This is a genomic window from Methanolobus vulcani (genome assembly GCF_900100715.1).
GTDB classification, from domain to species: domain Archaea; phylum Halobacteriota; class Methanosarcinia; order Methanosarcinales; family Methanosarcinaceae; genus Methanolobus; species Methanolobus vulcani.
The window spans coordinates 1-18,467 of sequence record NZ_FNCA01000010.1 but is presented as its reverse complement, the minus strand read 5'-3'; the positions used below and the strand labels follow the sequence as shown (position 1 = coordinate 18,467).

Below are 18,467 nucleotides of genomic sequence, written 5' to 3'. Positions count from 1 at the left end.
TCAAATGCAGTCAAGAAGTTCTATTCCCCTGTCACTCAGGAAATATTTATCCTCGATTATGTTTAGAAATTCCCCATTAATAAGGAACTCTGTGTGATACTTGAACACCTTTTCATCAAGTTCTGTACTTTCCAGAAGTTCACTCCTTGTAGCTCCGAATGCGCCGATAGCTCTTATAAGCTGGCGCCTGATTGGGTGTGAAGCTGCCTTGTGGGCAAGCTCATGCTCTGCTTTGACCCGTTCTCTTTCAGAAGGCTGTACATCAGGCAAGTCATCAAGATCATCATCCAGCATTTCCTACTCCTCCTAATTTCAGTATGCAAGTATAGTGTAAAAAGTGTTGTGCAGGAAATACTTTTGAATGATGGAACGGGATGTGATCAGAAGCCACAGAATAGAATATCTAGAAAATCAGATCCATAATAATTCATTGAAAATAATTCAGGTGCTTGCTTTCATATTCCTTTAATATTTAGGAGAATATAAATGCTGGCTTGTTGTTGAAAGCAAACAATTTTGTTAATGCAAGAGGGTGCATTTTATCTGAGGGGATCGTTGGTGCCAGCATTTATATTAATGTGATCAAGCCACTGCTTTTTCCGGATGGCAGACATGTTTTATCTCCATTTCAGATGCTTTTTGTGACTCTTTTGCGACGATTCCCGGGTCAGCAGGCAGGAATATAAGACTTCCATTCTTGTATCTCATAGGAGATCCGATAGCCTTGTAATATTCATTCTTAAGGCTCTGTATTGCCGCTACCACGGTTTCGTTATCATACTTCGAATTGCCAAGGTTTGCAAATGCTACGCCAAGCAACAGATTGTTTGCGTGCAAGGCAAGATGCAAATGCCATGTGTCCTTGTCAACGAACTCATGAATTTTAATATCCATAACCAAATTGCTCTCATTTTCCCTCAATGTCACAATCTCCTTGTAATTGATTGCAATCACTACATTGCATGAACTCATATAAAAGTAGTTTGTTATTATATATAGAATGATGTACACGAATAAAATTAGCATGTACTTAATACGGAATATCATGTTCACAGAATCATTCGAACATGCCTTTAGGCATTGGTTTACTATAGTGAACATCCCTTTTCACATAAACTTCATAATTTTCACTAGCAGTATCAAATACAAATATATATTCAGTTTTAAAGTATGCCCAGTACTGAGCAAATGGGTTGCGGGCATCGCTAAGTACCACTGTGACATTAGAACCATAATTAGACACATTATAAACCGGATAATCCACCTCACCCGGAAGACTGGAACTGTACAGGAATTGTGTCCTTTGTATGTATGGCTCAGAAGAAGCATTGTCACAATAACATTTTTCCACAAATCCTTCTTTCTCTACACCAGACCAGTAGCTGAAAGTCAATATCCTGTATGTAGTATCATTGAATTCATAGGCCGAGAGAAAGATCCCCGGTAATATAGGATAAGAATCCTGATAGCTAATATCATGACCTTCTGCTCTTTCAATATCTGATATTAAAACTGCTTTTGCCAATGGATTAAAAGCACACCATATTACAAAGATCACCAGCATTTTCCTGTACAGTGATCTGTGTTCACCTTTTGAAATACCGGTAAGCCAGCTACCATTGCCCTGAAAAAATGCGCTAATATGACCATTTACTTGCGAAGAGATATTATTCCCATTTAGAACACCATTGTTTTTGCTTTCACGGACACGGCCTGCCAGAATATAGTACAATGGTATAAATGAGATGACCGTAACCATGGGATCAAAGAAATCAATTGCACCTATCGTTGAAGTTTCTTTTATGAAAGGAAAAAATGGCCTCATTTTCCAGCTTGTGACATAATCCAGATAAATATGGCTGAATATGGCAGCACCGGAAGCGATAGTAAGCATGCGATCCTTTTCTCTATACCAGATATAGAAAGTTACGATCAAAGCAAAAATGAGTGAATGCATGAACTCTCTGTGACCCATCATGTAGTAGAGACCATTATACATCTGGTGATCAAGGTGTCCATCTATTGCAAGGAACAATGCATTCAATATGAAATCCAGATCAGGCAGTATTGACATAAAAGCAACTATCTTGATCTGTCGTCTATTAAACCCTGCAACTGATGCTATCAGTAACCCGATTCCCAGATGGGACAGTGTATTTACCATCCTGTCATCCTCACCCAGTATAAAAGATGGCACTATTTCTTTTTATATTTTTGCAGGGTGCTGGATGATTAATTAACTCAGTATTTTCCAAGAGCTTTCGAAACAAACCTGTGGAAACCGTGAATACTTCCACTACTGCCAAGATACATCATCGGACATCTTCCAGTTATTATCTTCAGATCCTGCTTATACTCCAGATGATTGACATCACAAGTATCTGTTCTCCAGTGAACCCAAAAGTTAACAATACCTTTTTCAGCCAGCTTTTCAATTATTCTGGCAGGTTCTCTTTTTGTAATGCCAATTATTGCATTTTCCACGCTTTCTGGAACCTCTGATGTATCCTGAACTGAGCCTTCAAGGGGCTTATCAGAGTAATCAAGTACACATACACTTTTTCCTTTTTTCCTGAGTTCATCTATTGTCCACTTGATGGCAGGCTTTGTACCATCTGTTATAACAAGGAAATTGTCTCTTTTCCAGAATTCTTCCTGCTTTGTAACCATGCTATCCTTCCTGAAATTATGCAAACAAACCAATTATCTGATGGTTTAAGTTCTTTTTCAAAAAGGATTTTTAAAAAATAATAATGAACATAGTTACGGCTTTATTCTCTTATTACCGGTACTGCAATCTTGCGATTGATCTCTCCGTCAATTCTGACAATTTTTATAGGTACTCCATAGGTTTCCTGCAGGTTTTCTTCGGTGACAACCTCATCGGCATGCCCCATGGCAAGGAATTTTTTATCCTTCATGATGCCAACCTTACTGGATGAAAGGAAAGTGTGGTCTGGAAAATGTGAAGTCATAATCAGAGACAGACCTTTACGTGATAATTTGCGGACCATTTCAATAGTACTGATCTGATTACCCACATCCAGATGAGAAGTCGGTTCATCAAGCAGCAGGATCTCGGGTTCCTGGGCAAGCACACGGGCCATGAGCACAAGTTGCATTTGTCCACCGCTGAGTTCGGTATATGGTTTGTCTTTTATATGTTCGATGTTTACCGTTCTGAGAGCTTCCAGTGCAATATCCATATCATTCATTGAAGGCGTTGCAAAAGTATTCAGATGTGGTGTTCTGCCCATCATGACCACCTGCAGTACCGAATATGGAAAAGTGGGTGTGTGGATCTGAGGAATGAAACCTATCTTCCGGGCCAGGGTTTTAGGTGCATATGTAGTTATCTCCTTTCCATCGATACATATACTGCCTGCATTCAATTTATATAAATTACATAAGCAGCGAAGCAATGTGGATTTACCGGTACCATTTGTTCCCAGAATGCAGAACACGTCTCCCGGGTCGACAGAGAAGGAGATATCCTCAAAGATATTCCTTTTGCCGTCGTAGGAAAAAGTGGCATTCTTTACTTCAAGTCTTGCACACATCATGACCACGTCTTTTTAGCTTTATATAACAAATACAGGAATATCGGAGCACCTAGGATAGAAGTGATTATACTGATGGGTATCTCCACAGATGCCAATGTCCTGCATATTGTGTCTACAGCAAGCAGATAGGAACCTCCCAGCAGTATGGATGCAATTATCATATCTTTGTGGTCAGGACCGACAACCATTCTGGAAATATGAGGAATTATAAGTCCCACCCAGCCGATCACACCCCCTATACAAACTGCAGCTGCTGTCAGAAGAGTGGAACAAACAATAACTATTGGACGAAAACGTTTCGTATCGATTCCCAATGACCTTGCCTCTTCATCACCCATTGAAAGGACATTAAGTTGCCATCGCAGTAAAATGATTATAAGCATAGCAATTATGAAAATCGGCATGATAGGAAGTAGATTTGCAGAAGAAGCCTTTGAGAAAGAACCCATAAGCCAGAATACTATATCTGGAAGCTTGCTATATGGATCAGCAACGAATTTCATGAGGGAAATGATTGCGGAAAACAGACCACCCACGATGATTCCTGCCAGCACGAGAACCAGCGTAGGATTACTGCGATAGACACGGCTTATTGCAAAGGTCATACCAACGGCCAGCAGCCCGAATATGAATGCTGATAACTGGATGACGCTGTTCCCCTGATCCATCAGAATCGCGAGAGCTGCACCGACCCCGGCACCGGCAGAAACACCAAGAATGGACTCTGAGACAAGAGGATTGCGGAAAACACCCTGATAGGTCGCACCCGACACTGAAAGTCCTGATCCTGCCAGAATGACAGCCATCGCCCGGGGTAATCTCACATCCCAGACAACAGTGTTCATAGCTGTTGGCCATGTATGCCGTATCGACCAGAAGAAGGATACCTTCACACCTGTAATGACCGCTATCATATTTCCTATCCATTCCATGATACCGGCAACCAGAATAATCACCACTGTGACCGGGTCTATTGGATATCTGCCAACAAAGAGAGCTATGATGAGAACACATAAAAGCAACAGGAACAAAGTGAAATTGATAGGTGCTTTACTCAGATGTGAAGTAAGTTTCACTCGGTTGATCAGAGTAACGTTACACAGGCTCCACGTTTTTTTCATATTTATCATTTCCACTTGTCCCATGATTTCTGAGCTATATCTGAAAATCAATGTTCATTTATCAAAAAGTATTTTCAATAAACAACCTCTTCAATACCTGCTTCTTTCAGTAGCTTTTCAGCAGTTGCGATAGTATTGCGATACTCCATACGGTCACGATATTCTAGTGCCGAGTGCAGGAACCAGTTATTCTTGTACCCGGGAACACGATTGATATGCACACCACCTATGCGATTACCACCACCAGCCATGACCCACATGGGAATATCATCGTAGCTCCAACCTGCTGCCGGGCCAATATCAATATTCCTTAGAATAAGACGCATTATCGCGATTATACGTGAGCCTTCTATTGTCGAGCAGCGCGGATGATCTGCCATTGGAGTTCCTGTGACAGGGAAGAAACGGCTTACATAAACGCTTTTCAGATTCCTGAACTGACGGACAAAGAACATGAAATCCGCATAGTCCTTGTAACGTTCAGGACCTGTTGTAAGTCCGGCAAGCATTCCCGTACCAAATTCCAGCCCGGCATCGCTGATCATCTCTGCCAGCTCCACCTTGGCATCAAAACTATCTCCTGCCTTTACCTTACGGAAAAGATCACGGTTAACAGTTTCAAAAGAAGCACCTATGCGCTTCACACCAAGTCGTTTCAATTCTTGAATGTTTGCCTCTGATATGGCAGCACCTACATTCACTGTTATGTCAGCTGATGTCATTGGTGCGATTGTCCTTACTATATCTACAATGTCCCTGCCATCTGAACGACGGTCTGTGCCACCGCTTAGATGGAATTCCTTCAAACCCTGCTCTTCTATATATTGCACGCCAATCTTGATCTCATCAATTGTCAGTGGCTGTGTTGTGTCCTTTGTCCAGTATGGACAATACGAACATAAAGGCTGCAGTTTACATGGAAGAACAGAGGCTATCCCACCGCTCCACCTGAAAGTGTTACCGATCTCTGCATTCCTTACAGCCAGTGCGGTTCGGAAAAGATCCTGTGCCTTTACAGCATTCTCAGTCTCTTTAAAAAGGTAAAGAGCCTCATCGTAATCAATGGGCTCATCAAGAGCTTTCTGAAGAATCTTTGTGTAGTCCATTGCCAGATCCGTCATGCTACCGTCTCCGCGATCTGTTCATCAGTCATGTTGTCGTAGAGGTAGAACTTTGAATAGAAATCACGTGTCTCGGTATTGAAATCAAATGTAACCTCGCTCGGATACAGAGTTTCTGCCGTCCACATAAGACCCATGATAGATTGTACACCATCCAATGATTCCCAGCGAGGAGCTGCATAGACACGGCCATTCTGCACGGCAGTTATAGGTTCCCACTGAGTGTCATTAAGAATCGAATTTTTCTCTGTCTCTGTTTTTGTAATGATAACATCAGGATTCCACAGAATAATCTGCTCGATGTTAACAGCCAGATGCTCGTTTACCAGATCGGCAGATGTTAGTGAACTGTTCGTGTCATATAAACCAGTACCTCCTGCAAGGTTGATAATCGAGTTCATTACTGTCTCCGGACCAACAGTTGAAAGAGGGCCGTCGTGGGATGCATAATAGACTTTCAGACGCTGTTCCTCAGGTATCTCTGATGTGATGTCCGTCACTTTTGTGATTGAACTGTTCCAGTAGTCTGCAAGTTCATTCGCTTCTCCCTCATTACCAAGTAATACCCCCATGAATCTAAAAGACTCTTCGTAATATCCAAGTCTATCTTTGGATATGGCAACAATTGTTGCGTCATAGTCCATCTGTTCCTGATCTATGTTTGGATCCTTGGTCATGGATACTATTACATCCGGATCAAGTGCCAGCATCTGTTCCTGATTCATGCCTTTAAAATAGACTCCCGTTACGGGAAGATTATGTAGGAAATCATTCGCATCATCAGGCACAAGACGAGGGTTTGCATTAAAGACCATATCGATGCTGATAAGTTTCTCCGGTGCCAGCCTCCATGTCATATAAGTAGGGATCGGATGCAAGCAGCTTACTTTCTGAAGATTTTCAGGGGTTGGGATCTCTGATGTTCTTCCTGCCATATCAGTAATATTCCAGGTTGTCGTACTATTATCTGTAGTAGTAGAATTATCACTTGACACAGTTTCATCAGAAGTGGATTTACTGGAACTGGATGAACTGCCACTGCTTGTGTAATAAGAAGAGGCAGATGTATAATCAGAAGTGGTATTATTTAAAGAAAAGTCTGTAGTATTCTTATCAGTCTCAATATCATCTCTGACACTCATCATTTTTTGATCTGTACTGTTTTCCTTTTCAACTACATAATCATTGTTTTCTGTGATCTTATCAGAAACTGGATCACTTTCATTTACCAACTTACTATCCACACAGCCACTAAAAAAGACTGCAACTACCATCATTATGGTTATCAGAAGAACTTTTGTTTCTTTATTCATATAGATTCCACCTTCCAAGTAATTTATACCTGTAAGTCTGCAATCTGCAATGAATGGACTTGAGCATCTGCAAGAGAACAGGAAGTGCATTATAGCTTCCACTGTTGCTCTAAGCATATTCTGTATCCTGCATAACCCGCTGGTCTGCCGGTTACATGCATATGCACGATGTCACGGCCAGAAGTAAAGCAATGTCAGAAATATCGTACCCTTTTTACATTCATAGCATTGTGTGCCTGACTTTCCGCACTTCATGCGTTATGTTCAAACAAACATAATGGTATAAAAAATATCCGGTTTTGAATGACATTATTACTCCAACAAAAAATAAAAATCAAGTCCAGATGAAAGATAATGCACTAACCTAACTATCTGACAAAGAAAATAACGAATATTAATAAATATACAAAATAGTGAAATAGCAAGCGTTTTCTATAAAGCCTTTACAGCATTCATATATTTTCAAACATGTTCTATATCCTTCATATTGACTTCAATACGTTTATCAGGATATGTCAATTTATTCCTTTTGCCTATGAAAGAATCATCTTTATCCGCAGCCATTTGCCAGGCTACAGATGCCGGAATACCCATGATCATCAGATCATGCGGAAGCCATAGATTACCCGTGGGGTCAGTAGAACCTACATAAGCTGAATCCTTCGGCGCATTTTCTGCCATTCCCGCCGGGAAAGTTATCATCATAGCACAAGTGGAACCAGCTGGAACCAGTGTTCTGAAAAAGGGATCTGAACTGCGAAACTGTGCCAGGCCGCATAGATTTCTTATCTGTTCGGCACCTGCAAAGAGTATTACCGACCTTACAGCATCTGATGGTATGTTATCGGTGTACGGAGCCAGGACGATGTACCTGCCGGGAGGAGTAATCTTTCCGGCACGCTGTTTCTGCTCATCGAATAGTTCCGCTGTTGCCTTCAGATGTTCGGCAGCACCGCCATGGAAGTCCGGTGTGCCCACAGTTACGAAATACTTCAGTTTCGGATGTGGCTCAGCAAACCCCATCCAGACCAGCCCACCGCCACAACACTGCTTATGACCCGCCTCTATATATACAGGAGGCGTTTTTTCAATCAGTGATGCAGTATAGGCGACCTTCGGTATACAGCGATCTATTTTGTATGAAGGTATGGCTCCCTGCGGAATCTCATCCGTACCATACACACACAACGGCCGGAGTTTCAATCTTCCTGCCTCCACAAGCCAGTTTCCAAGTTCCCGAACACTCAACATGGCATCTTTATACATAAAACCCGCTCCTCTGAGCAAATATTCCCTGAGTAAATATTATCTTACAGCCAGCCTCTTTCCGTCCAGTGTTCCACATTATGAGGCCATTTTTCCCTGTTTGCCATTATTACATTTTTGAATCCTTCTCTCCAGGCTCTGTGTTCTGCTTCCTGTTCAGGATACTGTCTTTTTTCCCGGATGGCCTCCACAAGGTCCATGCCCATCTCATGCGATCTGCTTACAGCAGCTTTCAGTTCATCAGGACCCTGTACCATGGCACAACCAACACCTCCGGTGACAATGGCACCACAGCTTTTCAGGAACGCATTCATGATGTCAAGCACAAAATCCACATTCAGGCTGCCTGCAGTAGTCAAAGAAAAGCCATACTTTTCTTCAAAAAGCTGTTCATGAATAACAAGAGGACTTCTGTCAAATAGTGTTTTAAGTTGTGCCGTTACGTTTGTAATGTAATTAGGACTGCTGCAGATTATCCCGTCTGCTTCAAGCAGTTTTCCCATTACAGCATTATAATCATCTTTTATAGGGCAGATACCGCTCTTATGACAGGCGTCACATGCTATGCAGTATTTGATATTCAGCTTTGCAACATCGATAATCTCAGTATCTGCTCCTGCCGCAGCTGCTCCTTCAAGGGCTGCATTCAACAATTTCAAAGTATTACTGTTCCTGCCTCTTGGGCTTGATTGTATACCGATTATCTTCATAATATTCCTCACGTATCTCAACAGACAACTGACTCGGTTCTGCAGGGAAGTTAACAAAACTGGAAGTTTCCTGAAACTTTCATTACATTAAATGCAGCAGAAATAGCATTTGAATGTTTGCATGAAAGCAGACACCTTAAAGATCAGTATGGTTTCATATGCCAGAACATCAGAAACAAAGCAAGCATAGATTGTTTAAGTAATAACATCAAAGAAAATTATATGTCAATTATCTCCAAGTACAACCGTGTATCCTATGTTTTTGATATCATGGAAATTCCTATGGAATACATATGGTTCAGTAAATGGAGAAAAGATATTTTATCCGGATTGTCTGGAAGAGTGCTAGATGTAGGTATTGGAACCGGGAAAAATATACCCTATTATTCGGATGAATGCGAAATTGTTGGTGTTGACATCAGTGACATGATGCTTTCCCATGCAAAGGAAAAAGCTACTCATAAGGATAACATCTCCTTGTTCCAGATGGATGCTGAAAAACTGGGATTTGAGGATGACAGCTTTGATTATGTGATCACTACCTTTGTCCTGTGCTCGATACCAGATCCTGTTTCTGCATTAAAAGAAATGAAACGTGTATGCAAACCTGATGGAATGGTCATCAATCTGGAGCACATGAAAAGTGATAACAGGACTATTGCTTTCATTGAAGACCTGCTCAATCCGCTTACTGTTGCAATGACAGGTGTGAATATCAACAGAGAAACTGTAGAGAATGTGAAAAAAGCAGGTCTTAATGTTGTTGATGTTAAAAATATGGCCCTGAAAGATGTTTTCAGATTGATAAAATCAAGACCTTAAATCAAGCAAATATTTCATTCAGGTCTTTGAGGCAGATATCAACATCGAATTCTTTCAGCTTGTAGAACTTCTTGGCGCGGTTGTCGTTATCCTCAAGTCTCAGATCACTTTCAACAAACCCGGCCTTTTCCAGTCTTTTCAGATGCAGCTGGACAACCTGACGGGAAATTTCAAGATCCTTCGCCAGATCATATATGTATCTCTCTCTCTCCGAGAGCAGATACAGGAGTTTTAACCTGACCGGATGAGAAATCGCCTCTCCGATAGTTATTATTTGCTGAAGTGTTTTTGCCATTTGAGAACCTGCTGTACTTAGTTCTGTAATGTTGAATTAGAGAATAGATAATAGACCTAGATCTCATCAAGTTTTTCTTTAATGTCCTGAACCATCTTCTTTACGTCTTCCACATCTTTTTCAACCCTTGCCAGACGATCATTATTATCAGAACTTCCGGAATCGGATTTATTGAGAACTGCAACCACCACCCATACAATGGCAATGATGATCAGTATGTTCAAAAGAAGACCCCATATTCCGTAACCATACATGCTGCTGCCCATCATTTAATTTTCACCTTTAAAAATTATATTATTAACAAAGAGTATATGGAAAGAAAAGTATTACTACTTTTTGGCCTTCCACACTCGTTTATTGAATCGACAGGCAAGAATCAGTATCTATAACCACAGCCACCGTATCCACCATAGCTGCTCCCACGCATTCCACGTCCGCCCTGATAGTACTGACCCTGATATGTGGAACCTGCATAGAAATCTTCTATGACATCACCGGTATACGCATCGATACGGCCCTGCTTGACAGTATCATTTTCAGTATAGGAAAATACCCACCATCTGCCCATCTGGTAGACATCGGATTCTGATATTGCCTGTCCTGTTGTATCTTCTGCGATCGCAATAGCATCATTGACATTGCCTACTGCAATATCAACTGCTTCCCCGTCAGTTGCATATGCTCCGTATACCGGACAGTCAGCATATCCATAACCGTTCATATATCCGTTAGCATATCCGACACATTGTCCTGCCCATCCATACATCTGCCCGAAGAAAGTAGTGTCACCGTTCTCATCTGTTGCTGCACTTGCCATTCCAATCCCTGCAATTGCTGCAATGAGCATTCCAGCAAGGAGTATTGTTGTAGTTTTTCTCATTTTTTACACCTTCATGAATTGCAGAAATATATCATCCTGCATATGTAGCCTTGATGCTACATATGTATGATAGATGAGTATATAAAGATTATGTTTAACTGCAAATTTATACCTGTTTTTAGCAGTTATGGAAAAAGAGGTTAATTAGATTACAAAAAAGCATGAAAATGTATTATTTTTGCCGTTCTATATACCAACCTACAAGAGGTGGGATCCAGCAGAGGTTAGCTGTGATTGTTTCCAGAGCTGTAAAAGTCTGTGTAGTAGGACTGAATCCGAGAAAACGTGCACTTAAAAGACCTATCGGGACAATTAATATAACACCAAGACTTGCAAGCATAACCGGATGATGAATGTATCTGTTAAAAGCTTCATTCCATGAACCTTCCTTTCTTTTCAAGAAAAACATGCCTGATATGTTAGCTCCTATCTGATCACTGAGAGCATAGAAATAAGGTATGTAGAATCCTTCAATGCCGTAGACATCAACCCCTGCAAGCCGGCTTCCAAGATCAATTACCCAGGGAACAGCAATACCAAAAAGTTTACCCCATCCATAAGCTTCTGCCATTGTCTGACTGCTGGGTTTGAAATGTTGGCGTATGGAATAGATTCCCTCGAATATACTTTCTCCTTCACCTGCCAGGGTCCTTACCAGCCATTGTCCTACAGGACTTCGCTGGTAACCATATACATCCAGAAGTACCCCTGCAATCAAACCCACAACATATCCGGGAAGTGTATATTTAATAAGTTCTGAGAAGTTTTCAGTTTCGAAATCCTCTTCATTATCTTCTTCAGGTTCTTCCACAATAATCATAGTTTGTTTTTTGTATAAGTATTTCATGCATCAGAAAATCTGAAAGAAACACAAAAAAAAGATAAATGTAAATAATTAGCATAATCAATAAATTATTTTATAAATGATGATTTACATACATCTTCTGATAAAAAGTAAACTCCGTAGATGAAAAATTATGAATGAAGACGAACCAATAGAAGCCTATGCAGTCACAGACTCTAATATAATCTATAGAATATCATATTTTTGGGGGATTCCGATAATAATAGTATTTGGATGGCTTAAAAACAAATATGTGAGCATCTTTTCAGTTGAACATGATGCGCACAGGCTTGTTGTATTATATTATGGCATCTGCCCTGTGGTGAGAAATGACAGACTCCGTATTGCCGGTTCAATGGAATATGGAGGAAATATAGGTATCAATGGAAAAGTAATGATAGCTTATAAGATCGAGAACCTTTCTACAGGAGACACGTATGAAAAAGTATAAGAATATTTACCATCATATTCAATGTTTTTTATAGTTTTAAATTTATGCATTGTTTTGACAGGAAAACATGAGAATCTATATCTTTCCAATATATGATTTAAATATAGTGACTAAGTTGCCCACCCAACATAAAGAGTATAATATTTATCATTAACTTTGATAAAATGAGTATTATTGTCTTCTAAGAGGGAGCCAAAATTCTCGACTCTATTAATGGCTTCTTGATCTTTTATTGGTACTTTAATTTCTTCTCCTGGCGAGGATATCGCTTTTTGTATATAGGGGTAGGTATTTAGTTCATCAGGCGTTAATTCTAAGAAAGAACTTGGTTCTTCCGAGAGTTGTTTTGCTTTAATTGAAAGACCAGGGTTTGAATTGTGTATTGCCAGAAAAACAAACAATAATAAAATAACGACTATAATCCCGATTATAATGATTTTTAAATTTCTGTTTGTCATTTTGTTACCCTCACATATAAAAAGGAAATATGTTTAAACATCATACATGTTTTTTTTGATGGAATTTACAAAATGTTTGTTCTTTTATTTATTATGATACATAATTATTGGCAATACTTTATAAAAATATGATGTAGAGGGTTCTACATCAAAAAGGTTTTAAAGGTGGTTTCTGTTTGTTTCGATAGTACTATCACAAGTACTGCACCAGTCATCTGTTAAGAACATGTACGTATAGGTCATTATGCAAGTTGGGCTAGTGACATATCCATGGTCTGGACAACCATAGTTATGAGAAGCTTCATGCTGTGCTAGATGCCAATCTGTTGAGGCAGTTCCTTGATGTTTCATTATCCATGCGTCGCCTCCATAGTAATTGATAGATTCTGCACGACCCCAATGATCGATATATTGGTTTGTGAAAATGGCCATCATATCACAACCCTGTTGATTAGAATCCCAACCCATTTCGCTTTGTGCTTCTGCCATTAATTCTAATGTATCAGTTGTATATGAACTATCCCATTCAGAGTATTTCTGAACTATGAAGTTAATGTCATGATTACTATAGAATGCATCGTCTGCGCCTTCGATTGTGTTGTATGCTTTGCTTTGCCAGTCGTCACCAAAATAACTCCTGTATTCTTCGTCTGCGACAATCCATACATAAACATTAATTGTGCTTCTTGTTGAAATATCAGAATTTGCCAGTTGATCTGATTTCATTTGAGTTATGGATTGGTTTTTGAGGTCTTCAGGATAGTTATCAGGAAGACAGCTTATATCTTCAAAGCTTTCGATGTTGACAAGTTGAATTTTCATATCCTCTTCAACAAGTTTTCTCACACTTTCATTTGTTTTCGCTAGTTCACGAATTTCATCTGTTGAAAGTTTACTTATATCAATTTCGTCTTTATCCAATATTATATTGGATTCTTGGTTCTTTTCTTTACTTGTGTTTTTTGCGCTTACTGCTGGAATTAATACAGTGCCCAAAACAAGCATAATAACAAGCAGTGTGCTTAAAGTTGTTTTCTTTGTATTCATATTTAGTACCCCATACCTCTTTGACAAAAACCTTAGTACCCCATACCTCTTTGACAAAAACCCATAACTTTATAGATTTTCATACAGAGAAGGTTTTTTATGGATTTGTCAGTCGACAACAACCCCACTGTATTTATAATACAGCAAAAAAAGATTTACACAATTTATAATAAAACTTATGGCCATATTATCAAACTGTTACTGAATTAACCAACTATTACTCGAACCAATTTCAAAACTCTTTTTGAAATTTATACCAATACAGTAAAAAACATGTAATGTCCGGCAGTCCTCTGAAAACCATATTTAGCCTTCTAGTATCTGCTTGCTATTTTCCTGAATACCTTTTTCAACCATGCAAAGAATAGTTCTATTGTCCCTTCTTTTTTGTATGCATTGCATTAGGAATTCTCTCCCATTTTTAATTTCCATGAAACACTATCAACACAAACAATATCCATAGAAAACTTACCTTTCTGATAAGTGACAATCCTTTAGGTATTCTATTATCTCACTCCATACTCCTACTTTTGACTATCTTTTAAACTTTTTCAAGTCAATGACTGGAGAGAAGCATAACTAGTTGGCATATCTCCCCCATCTCCATCTAGTTATTAGAATTAAGAGAATACCATTGATGACCTTATGGTCATCAGCTCTCTTTCTCTCATTTATTGGTTATGGTGGTAAATGCAGTCGAATAAGCTTCCATTACTCATCAGAGAGTTCTCTGAATTCCACTAGTATTTCCACAATAAAATCCTGTGAAATAGCATTTATAGTTTTGATATGAGTTCAATAAAAAATAGAAAATATCGTTTTCCAATCAACAGTGATCAGAACAACTTCATCTTTTTCCCGATACCCAGCTCCACAGCTTTTGTATAAGCAATATTTGCAGTCACAAGATCCTGCACTGCAAGCCCCGTTGAATCAAATATAGTAATATCCTCATCAGAAAGACGACCTTTTTTTACTCCTGCGACCACTTCACCAAGTTCGGCATGGATATCTGATTCAGAGATAATTCCCTGAGACAGCGGTACATTCACCTCTCCTGAATGGGATGCCTGGACAATATCGTCAACAATTATCCTTGCTTTTTTCATAATTGAGGATTCAAGTTCCTGCTTACCCATGGCGTCAGCACCTATGGCATTGATATGTGTGCCTTCATGGATCCATTCGGCCTTCACAACCGGTTCTCTCACAGGAGTGGTCGTTACAAGGACATCACAGTTACATACATCCTTAATACTTTCCTTTCGAGTAAAGTCACAATTGACCACTTTTTTCATATCCTTTTCAAAGGACTCACAGTGAGCAATATTCCTGCAGGTGATCTTAACTTCCTCTACATCCATAACTTCTGACAATGCCAGCAGTTGAGTTCTGGCCTGGCCTCCTGTGCCAACCATTCCGACCACATGTGAATCTTTGCGTGCAAGATATTTTGCAGCAACTCCGCCTGCAGCACCGGTTCTCATATCAGTTACATGCGTACCGTCCATGATCGCAAGAGGAGCACCGGTTTCTGTGGAATTGAGAACTATCACAGCCATCACCGTTGGAAGACCTTTTTCACGGTTATCAGGGTGAACGTTGACAATTTTGACACCTGCAATGTCCTTTTCTTCCATAAACGATGGCATGGTACGCAGATCACCATTGTGCTTCTCAAAATAAAGATAGGATTTCGGAGGCATCTGCACTTTTTTAAGGCCATGCTCCCTGAAACCATTCTCCACAGCAGACAGGGTAAGAGGCATATCTATAACACTTCTGACATCAGACTGGTCAAGCCAAAGAACATCCATTTCCACAACACTCCTTCTATTCAAAATATATGAAATATGTTGGTATGATAGAATAAAACTCTGTTCATTCTTTTTTTAGTGAATATATATTATATATTATAAGAAATGTAATATATTATGTGATGGGACAGAACTCGATCGACATGTCAAGAAAAGATATCTCTGGTCTTTTGAATACAGGAGAAAGGCTGCTGGAACTGCTTGAAGAGATGTCTGCTAATAACGAGTATGAATACCAGAAAAATCGTAATATCTTCACTTCGGAATATGTAAAATGGTATAACAAATGCCTTCCGCTTATTCGTAGTATGGTGCCGGACAAGGCTACCAGATTTGAAAGTCTGTATCATACTAACAAACGTTCAGGAATGAATGAATACACATATACTGTACAGGACTATATCCATGGAATCTATTTTAAGGACAGACCAAAAAACTATACAGATACTATAATCTCTAAAAGAGTGAATGAGCAGATATCCATTTTACAGGCATCCGTTGCAAGAACTAGCGATTTTACTTTCGACATGGAAAGTTTTGTCAAAATTAACCCGATACATAGAGTGGACTCATCATCAATTATAAGACAGAATAAATTGATAGATCTTGATTTTTTTGATGAGCATTACAATTCTATCCGCACAGAAATAAACACCTGTTTTAAACAGGGATTTTACATGGCAAGTCTTGAATTATCAAAAAGACTCATAAATAGCCTTCTGGTAGACCTCATCAGAAGTAATTTTCCCCTTCCAAGTGAAGGCCACAGGTCACTTTACTACGATTATCTGAAAAAAGATTTCAGGGGTACAGAAGAATTGCTAAAAGCGCTCTCTGAAAAAAAACAGGACTTCGATATAAACCCTGAAGCTATCGATTATTTGATAGAACTTATTATTCCGATGGAACCTAAGAAAAAACCGGAATCTCATAGCTTCGGAGCTATCCCTAAAAGAGAAAACATTCAGGCTCTTAAAATTGAAGAAACAATGGAACTTGTCATCGAAATAATCGATTTCATAAAGAAATAGGCTATAAATTTTATTCCCGGAATTACTATGACAACGGATGAATTATCGGATGGAAAACTTGAGAAAGAGAATCAAGATCTTAAGAAACTGGTTAATGAGTTAGAGTTATCCTTTGATACCTTTAAAAAAGATAAAGAAGAGGAATTGACCCGGAAAAATGTCTTGCTTGAAGGACTATTAAAATCAGTACCTGAACTTGTCTATTGGAAAGATGAAAATGGAAAATATCTTCTTTGTAACTCTGAATTGGCAAAATCATTCGGAATGAAAATAGAAGATATTATCGGCAAAACAGATTACGATTTCCTCAGCAAAGATGATGCTGATTCAGTTCGAATAATTGATAAAAAAGTCATCATGGAAAAACAACCCAATCGAAATGAAGAGTGGGTTACTTTTCCTGATGGAATAAAAAGGTTCTTTGAAACTTATAAGGCACCTCTTTATACTGAAAAAAATGAATTCATTGGCACTATGGGAATAAGCAGGGACATTACTCTTCAAAGAAAAGAAGAGGAGGACCTTGCCAGAGCGCATGAACAGCTTCTTTCAGTAATAGAAGCATTCGATGACCCAGCATACGTTGCTGACCCTGCTACCTACGAACTTCTTTTTGCTAACCGGGCAATTAAAAAAGATATGGGAGACGATATTGTAGGTGAAAAATGCTACAAAGCCCTTCAGGGAATTGATTTTCCATGCTCATTCTGTACAAATCATTTGATTTTCGGAGAAAATACTGGAAAAGCCCATGTCTGGGAAACACAGAATAGTAAAAATAAACGCTGGTATCGCTGCATCGACAAAGCTATTGAATGGCCTGACGGACGCATGGTCAGATTCGAGATGGCTGTCGACATTCACAGGGAAAGAATAGCACAAAAAGCGTTGCAGGAAAGCGAGGAAAAGTACAGGACATATGTAAATGCCTCACCTCAACCTATTTTTATTCTTGATTTTGAAGGAAAATGCATAGATGTGAATCCTGTAGCTTGTAGAATTACAGGATATTCCAGAAAAAATATACTTAATATGCATTTCTATGAATTGTTCCCTAAAAATGAAAAGATCCATTATGAAAATGATTTCAAGCAACTGAAACTTAATGGTAGATTTACTGGTGAGTTTGCAGTGGAAAACAAGAATGGAAATCAACTTTATCTTGTAATCGAAGCCCTGGTAATACCGGATAATCGTATTCTTACAATGTGCACAGATATTACGGAAAGGAAAAAAGCAGAAGAGGAAATAATTCAGTCAAAGATCCATGCGGAAGCTGCAAACAGAACAAAGACCGAGTTTCTTGCCAATATAAGTCACGAGCTGCGCACACCTCTTAATTCTGTTATTGGGTTTGCAGACGTACTGATGAGCCAGGTAGCTGGTGAGATTAATGAAAGAACCTATCTCAAAACGCCTCTTGAAACTTTTTCCAGCATAGTAGAAAACATGCAATATCCAGTAGTCCTTTGAAAACAACATTAAGCCTTTCATATCGACTTGCTATTTTCCTGAATCCCATTTTCAACCATGCAAAGAATCGTTCAATTGTCCCTCTTTTCCGATATGACTCATATTCAAGTCTTGTAGGTCTTCCTCTTTTAGGATATTTCCTATTCCTGATATTAACAGGAATATTACTTTTGATCGCTCTGCGTCTCAGATATTTCCTGATTTGTATCTCATCATAAGCAGAATCCGCAAGCACTTCCAATGGTCTGGTTCTTG

Annotated in this window: 22 protein-coding genes; 4 read left to right on the top strand and 18 right to left on the bottom strand. The window is 39.3% G+C overall.

Features of this window, described 5'->3' with window-relative positions:
* The 10 genes from BLP52_RS12225 to BLP52_RS12180 all read right to left on the bottom strand — a co-directional run bounded on the left by BLP52_RS12225 (position 1) and on the right by BLP52_RS12180 (position 9,094).
* Complete coding sequence (locus tag BLP52_RS12225; protein WP_091710772.1) at positions 1 to 294, bottom strand: hypothetical protein; 294 nt, start codon at positions 292 to 294, stop codon at positions 1 to 3.
* A 288-nt stretch (positions 295 to 582) separates the two neighbouring features.
* Positions 583 to 894, bottom strand: a complete 312-nt coding sequence (locus tag BLP52_RS12220; RefSeq protein WP_154717875.1) for a hypothetical protein — start codon at positions 892 to 894, stop codon at positions 583 to 585.
* Positions 895 to 1,057: 163 nt separating this feature from the next.
* A complete protein-coding gene (locus BLP52_RS12215; protein ID WP_162272986.1) occupies positions 1,058 to 2,197 on the bottom strand; it encodes a metal-dependent hydrolase in 1,140 nt (379 codons plus the stop codon).
* Positions 2,198 to 2,241: 44 nt separating this feature from the next.
* Entirely contained in the window at positions 2,242 to 2,670 is a 429-nt protein-coding gene (locus BLP52_RS12210; protein WP_091710769.1) for a hypothetical protein, read from the bottom strand.
* A gap of 101 nt (positions 2,671 to 2,771) precedes the next feature.
* Positions 2,772 to 3,563: an ABC transporter ATP-binding protein gene (locus tag BLP52_RS12205; protein WP_238380830.1), complete on the bottom strand. Its 792-nt coding sequence runs from the start codon at positions 3,561 to 3,563 to the stop codon at positions 2,772 to 2,774.
* Entirely contained in the window at positions 3,560 to 4,684 is a 1,125-nt protein-coding gene (locus BLP52_RS12200) for a FecCD family ABC transporter permease (RefSeq protein WP_091710860.1), read from the bottom strand. The genes BLP52_RS12205 and BLP52_RS12200 overlap by 4 nt, the downstream gene beginning before the upstream one ends.
* 74 nt (positions 4,685 to 4,758) lie before the next feature.
* Complete coding sequence (locus BLP52_RS12195) at positions 4,759 to 5,805, bottom strand: radical SAM protein (protein ID WP_202905790.1); 1,047 nt, start codon at positions 5,803 to 5,805, stop codon at positions 4,759 to 4,761.
* Positions 5,802 to 7,118: an ABC transporter substrate-binding protein gene (locus BLP52_RS12190; protein WP_162272985.1), complete on the bottom strand. Its 1,317-nt coding sequence runs from the start codon at positions 7,116 to 7,118 to the stop codon at positions 5,802 to 5,804. Before BLP52_RS12190 ends, BLP52_RS12195 begins: the two co-directional genes overlap by 4 nt.
* A 462-nt stretch (positions 7,119 to 7,580) precedes the next feature.
* A complete protein-coding gene (locus BLP52_RS12185; protein ID WP_091710766.1) occupies positions 7,581 to 8,384 on the bottom strand; it encodes a DUF169 domain-containing protein in 804 nt (267 codons plus the stop codon).
* Between the two features lie 44 nt (positions 8,385 to 8,428).
* Entirely contained in the window at positions 8,429 to 9,094 is a 666-nt protein-coding gene (locus tag BLP52_RS12180) for a flavodoxin family protein (protein ID WP_091710765.1), read from the bottom strand.
* Positions 9,095 to 9,211: 117 nt separating this feature from the next.
* On the opposite strand from BLP52_RS12180, the gene BLP52_RS12175 reads away from it, so the two are divergent.
* A complete protein-coding gene (locus BLP52_RS12175) occupies positions 9,212 to 9,916 on the top strand; it encodes a class I SAM-dependent methyltransferase (RefSeq protein WP_394328638.1) in 705 nt (234 codons plus the stop codon).
* A 1-nt stretch (position 9,917) separates the two neighbouring features.
* Here BLP52_RS12175 and BLP52_RS12170 read toward each other — a convergent pair whose 3' ends face one another.
* From BLP52_RS12170 to BLP52_RS12155, 4 genes are all read right to left on the bottom strand, one after another.
* Positions 9,918 to 10,211 (bottom strand): ArsR/SmtB family transcription factor, encoded by a 294-nt coding sequence (locus BLP52_RS12170; protein ID WP_091710764.1) that lies wholly within the window; start codon positions 10,209 to 10,211, stop codon positions 9,918 to 9,920.
* 56 nt (positions 10,212 to 10,267) lie between these two features.
* Positions 10,268 to 10,480: a hypothetical protein gene (locus BLP52_RS12165; protein WP_091710763.1), complete on the bottom strand. Its 213-nt coding sequence runs from the start codon at positions 10,478 to 10,480 to the stop codon at positions 10,268 to 10,270.
* 107 nt (positions 10,481 to 10,587) lie between these two features.
* Positions 10,588 to 11,091 (bottom strand): PepSY domain-containing protein, encoded by a 504-nt coding sequence (locus BLP52_RS12160; protein WP_091710762.1) that lies wholly within the window; start codon positions 11,089 to 11,091, stop codon positions 10,588 to 10,590.
* 172 nt (positions 11,092 to 11,263) lie between these two features.
* Entirely contained in the window at positions 11,264 to 11,911 is a 648-nt protein-coding gene (locus tag BLP52_RS12155) for a hypothetical protein (protein ID WP_091710857.1), read from the bottom strand.
* Positions 11,912 to 12,068: 157 nt separating this feature from the next.
* Between BLP52_RS12155 and BLP52_RS12150 the strand changes: the two genes are divergently transcribed.
* Positions 12,069 to 12,386 carry a hypothetical protein gene (locus BLP52_RS12150; protein WP_091710761.1) on the top strand — a complete coding sequence of 106 codons (318 nt, stop codon included), beginning with the start codon at positions 12,069 to 12,071 and terminating at the stop codon, positions 12,384 to 12,386.
* A gap of 110 nt (positions 12,387 to 12,496) precedes the next feature.
* Here BLP52_RS12150 and BLP52_RS12145 read toward each other — a convergent pair whose 3' ends face one another.
* The 3 genes from BLP52_RS12145 to ala form a co-directional block, all read right to left on the bottom strand.
* The gene (locus BLP52_RS12145; RefSeq protein WP_091710760.1) at positions 12,497 to 12,844 is read right to left on the bottom strand and encodes a hypothetical protein; all 348 of its coding nucleotides are present in this window, start codon (positions 12,842 to 12,844) and stop codon (positions 12,497 to 12,499) included.
* 159 nt (positions 12,845 to 13,003) lie between these two features.
* A complete protein-coding gene (locus BLP52_RS12140; RefSeq protein ID WP_091710759.1) occupies positions 13,004 to 13,891 on the bottom strand; it encodes a zinc-dependent metalloprotease in 888 nt (295 codons plus the stop codon).
* An 836-nt stretch (positions 13,892 to 14,727) separates the two neighbouring features.
* Positions 14,728 to 15,708, bottom strand: coding sequence for an alanine dehydrogenase (gene ala / locus BLP52_RS12135; RefSeq protein WP_091710856.1), 981 nt, complete (start codon positions 15,706 to 15,708; stop codon positions 14,728 to 14,730).
* A gap of 122 nt (positions 15,709 to 15,830) precedes the next feature.
* On the opposite strand from ala, the gene BLP52_RS12130 reads away from it, so the two are divergent.
* On the top strand, positions 15,831 to 16,739 hold the full coding sequence (locus tag BLP52_RS12130; protein WP_154717874.1) for a hypothetical protein: 909 nt from the start codon (positions 15,831 to 15,833) through the stop codon (positions 16,737 to 16,739).
* A gap of 27 nt (positions 16,740 to 16,766) precedes the next feature.
* Positions 16,767 to 18,212: a PAS domain-containing protein gene (locus BLP52_RS12125; protein WP_091710757.1), complete on the top strand. Its 1,446-nt coding sequence runs from the start codon at positions 16,767 to 16,769 to the stop codon at positions 18,210 to 18,212.
* Here BLP52_RS12125 and BLP52_RS12120 read toward each other — a convergent pair.
* A partial coding sequence (locus BLP52_RS12120; protein ID WP_091710756.1) for a transposase occupies positions 18,148 to 18,467 on the bottom strand: 320 nt, incomplete at its 5' end. The genes BLP52_RS12125 and BLP52_RS12120 overlap by 65 nt on opposite strands.

Bases quoted from the DNA above. Each gene is read 5' to 3' on its own strand.
- BLP52_RS12195 (WP_202905790.1), bottom strand. From the start codon at position 5,805: ATGACGGATCTGGCAATGGACTACACAAAGATTCTTCAGAAAGCTCTT.
- BLP52_RS12125 (WP_091710757.1), top strand. From the start codon at position 16,767: ATGACAACGGATGAATTATCGGATGGAAAACTTGAGAAAGAGAATCAA.
- BLP52_RS12180 (WP_091710765.1), bottom strand. From the start codon at position 9,094: ATGAAGATAATCGGTATACAATCAAGCCCAAGAGGCAGGAACAGTAAT.
- BLP52_RS12190 (WP_162272985.1), bottom strand. From the start codon at position 7,118: ATGAATAAAGAAACAAAAGTTCTTCTGATAACCATAATGATGGTAGTT.
- BLP52_RS12225 (WP_091710772.1), bottom strand. From the start codon at position 294: ATGCTGGATGATGATCTTGATGACTTGCCTGATGTACAGCCTTCTGAA.
- BLP52_RS12155 (WP_091710857.1), bottom strand. From the start codon at position 11,911: ATGATTATTGTGGAAGAACCTGAAGAAGATAATGAAGAGGATTTCGAA.
- BLP52_RS12145 (WP_091710760.1), bottom strand. From the start codon at position 12,844: ATGACAAACAGAAATTTAAAAATCATTATAATCGGGATTATAGTCGTT.
- BLP52_RS12200 (WP_091710860.1), bottom strand. From the start codon at position 4,684: ATGAAAAAAACGTGGAGCCTGTGTAACGTTACTCTGATCAACCGAGTG.
- BLP52_RS12150 (WP_091710761.1), top strand. From the start codon at position 12,069: ATGAATGAAGACGAACCAATAGAAGCCTATGCAGTCACAGACTCTAAT.
- BLP52_RS12205 (WP_238380830.1), bottom strand. From the start codon at position 3,563: ATGATGTGTGCAAGACTTGAAGTAAAGAATGCCACTTTTTCCTACGAC.
- ala (WP_091710856.1), bottom strand. From the start codon at position 15,708: ATGGATGTTCTTTGGCTTGACCAGTCTGATGTCAGAAGTGTTATAGAT.
- BLP52_RS12165 (WP_091710763.1), bottom strand. From the start codon at position 10,480: ATGATGGGCAGCAGCATGTATGGTTACGGAATATGGGGTCTTCTTTTG.
- BLP52_RS12210 (WP_091710769.1), bottom strand. From the start codon at position 2,670: ATGGTTACAAAGCAGGAAGAATTCTGGAAAAGAGACAATTTCCTTGTT.
- BLP52_RS12220 (WP_154717875.1), bottom strand. From the start codon at position 894: ATGGATATTAAAATTCATGAGTTCGTTGACAAGGACACATGGCATTTG.
- BLP52_RS12185 (WP_091710766.1), bottom strand. From the start codon at position 8,384: ATGTATAAAGATGCCATGTTGAGTGTTCGGGAACTTGGAAACTGGCTT.
- BLP52_RS12140 (WP_091710759.1), bottom strand. From the start codon at position 13,891: ATGAATACAAAGAAAACAACTTTAAGCACACTGCTTGTTATTATGCTT.
- BLP52_RS12160 (WP_091710762.1), bottom strand. From the start codon at position 11,091: ATGAGAAAAACTACAACAATACTCCTTGCTGGAATGCTCATTGCAGCA.
- BLP52_RS12130 (WP_154717874.1), top strand. From the start codon at position 15,831: ATGGGACAGAACTCGATCGACATGTCAAGAAAAGATATCTCTGGTCTT.
- BLP52_RS12170 (WP_091710764.1), bottom strand. From the start codon at position 10,211: ATGGCAAAAACACTTCAGCAAATAATAACTATCGGAGAGGCGATTTCT.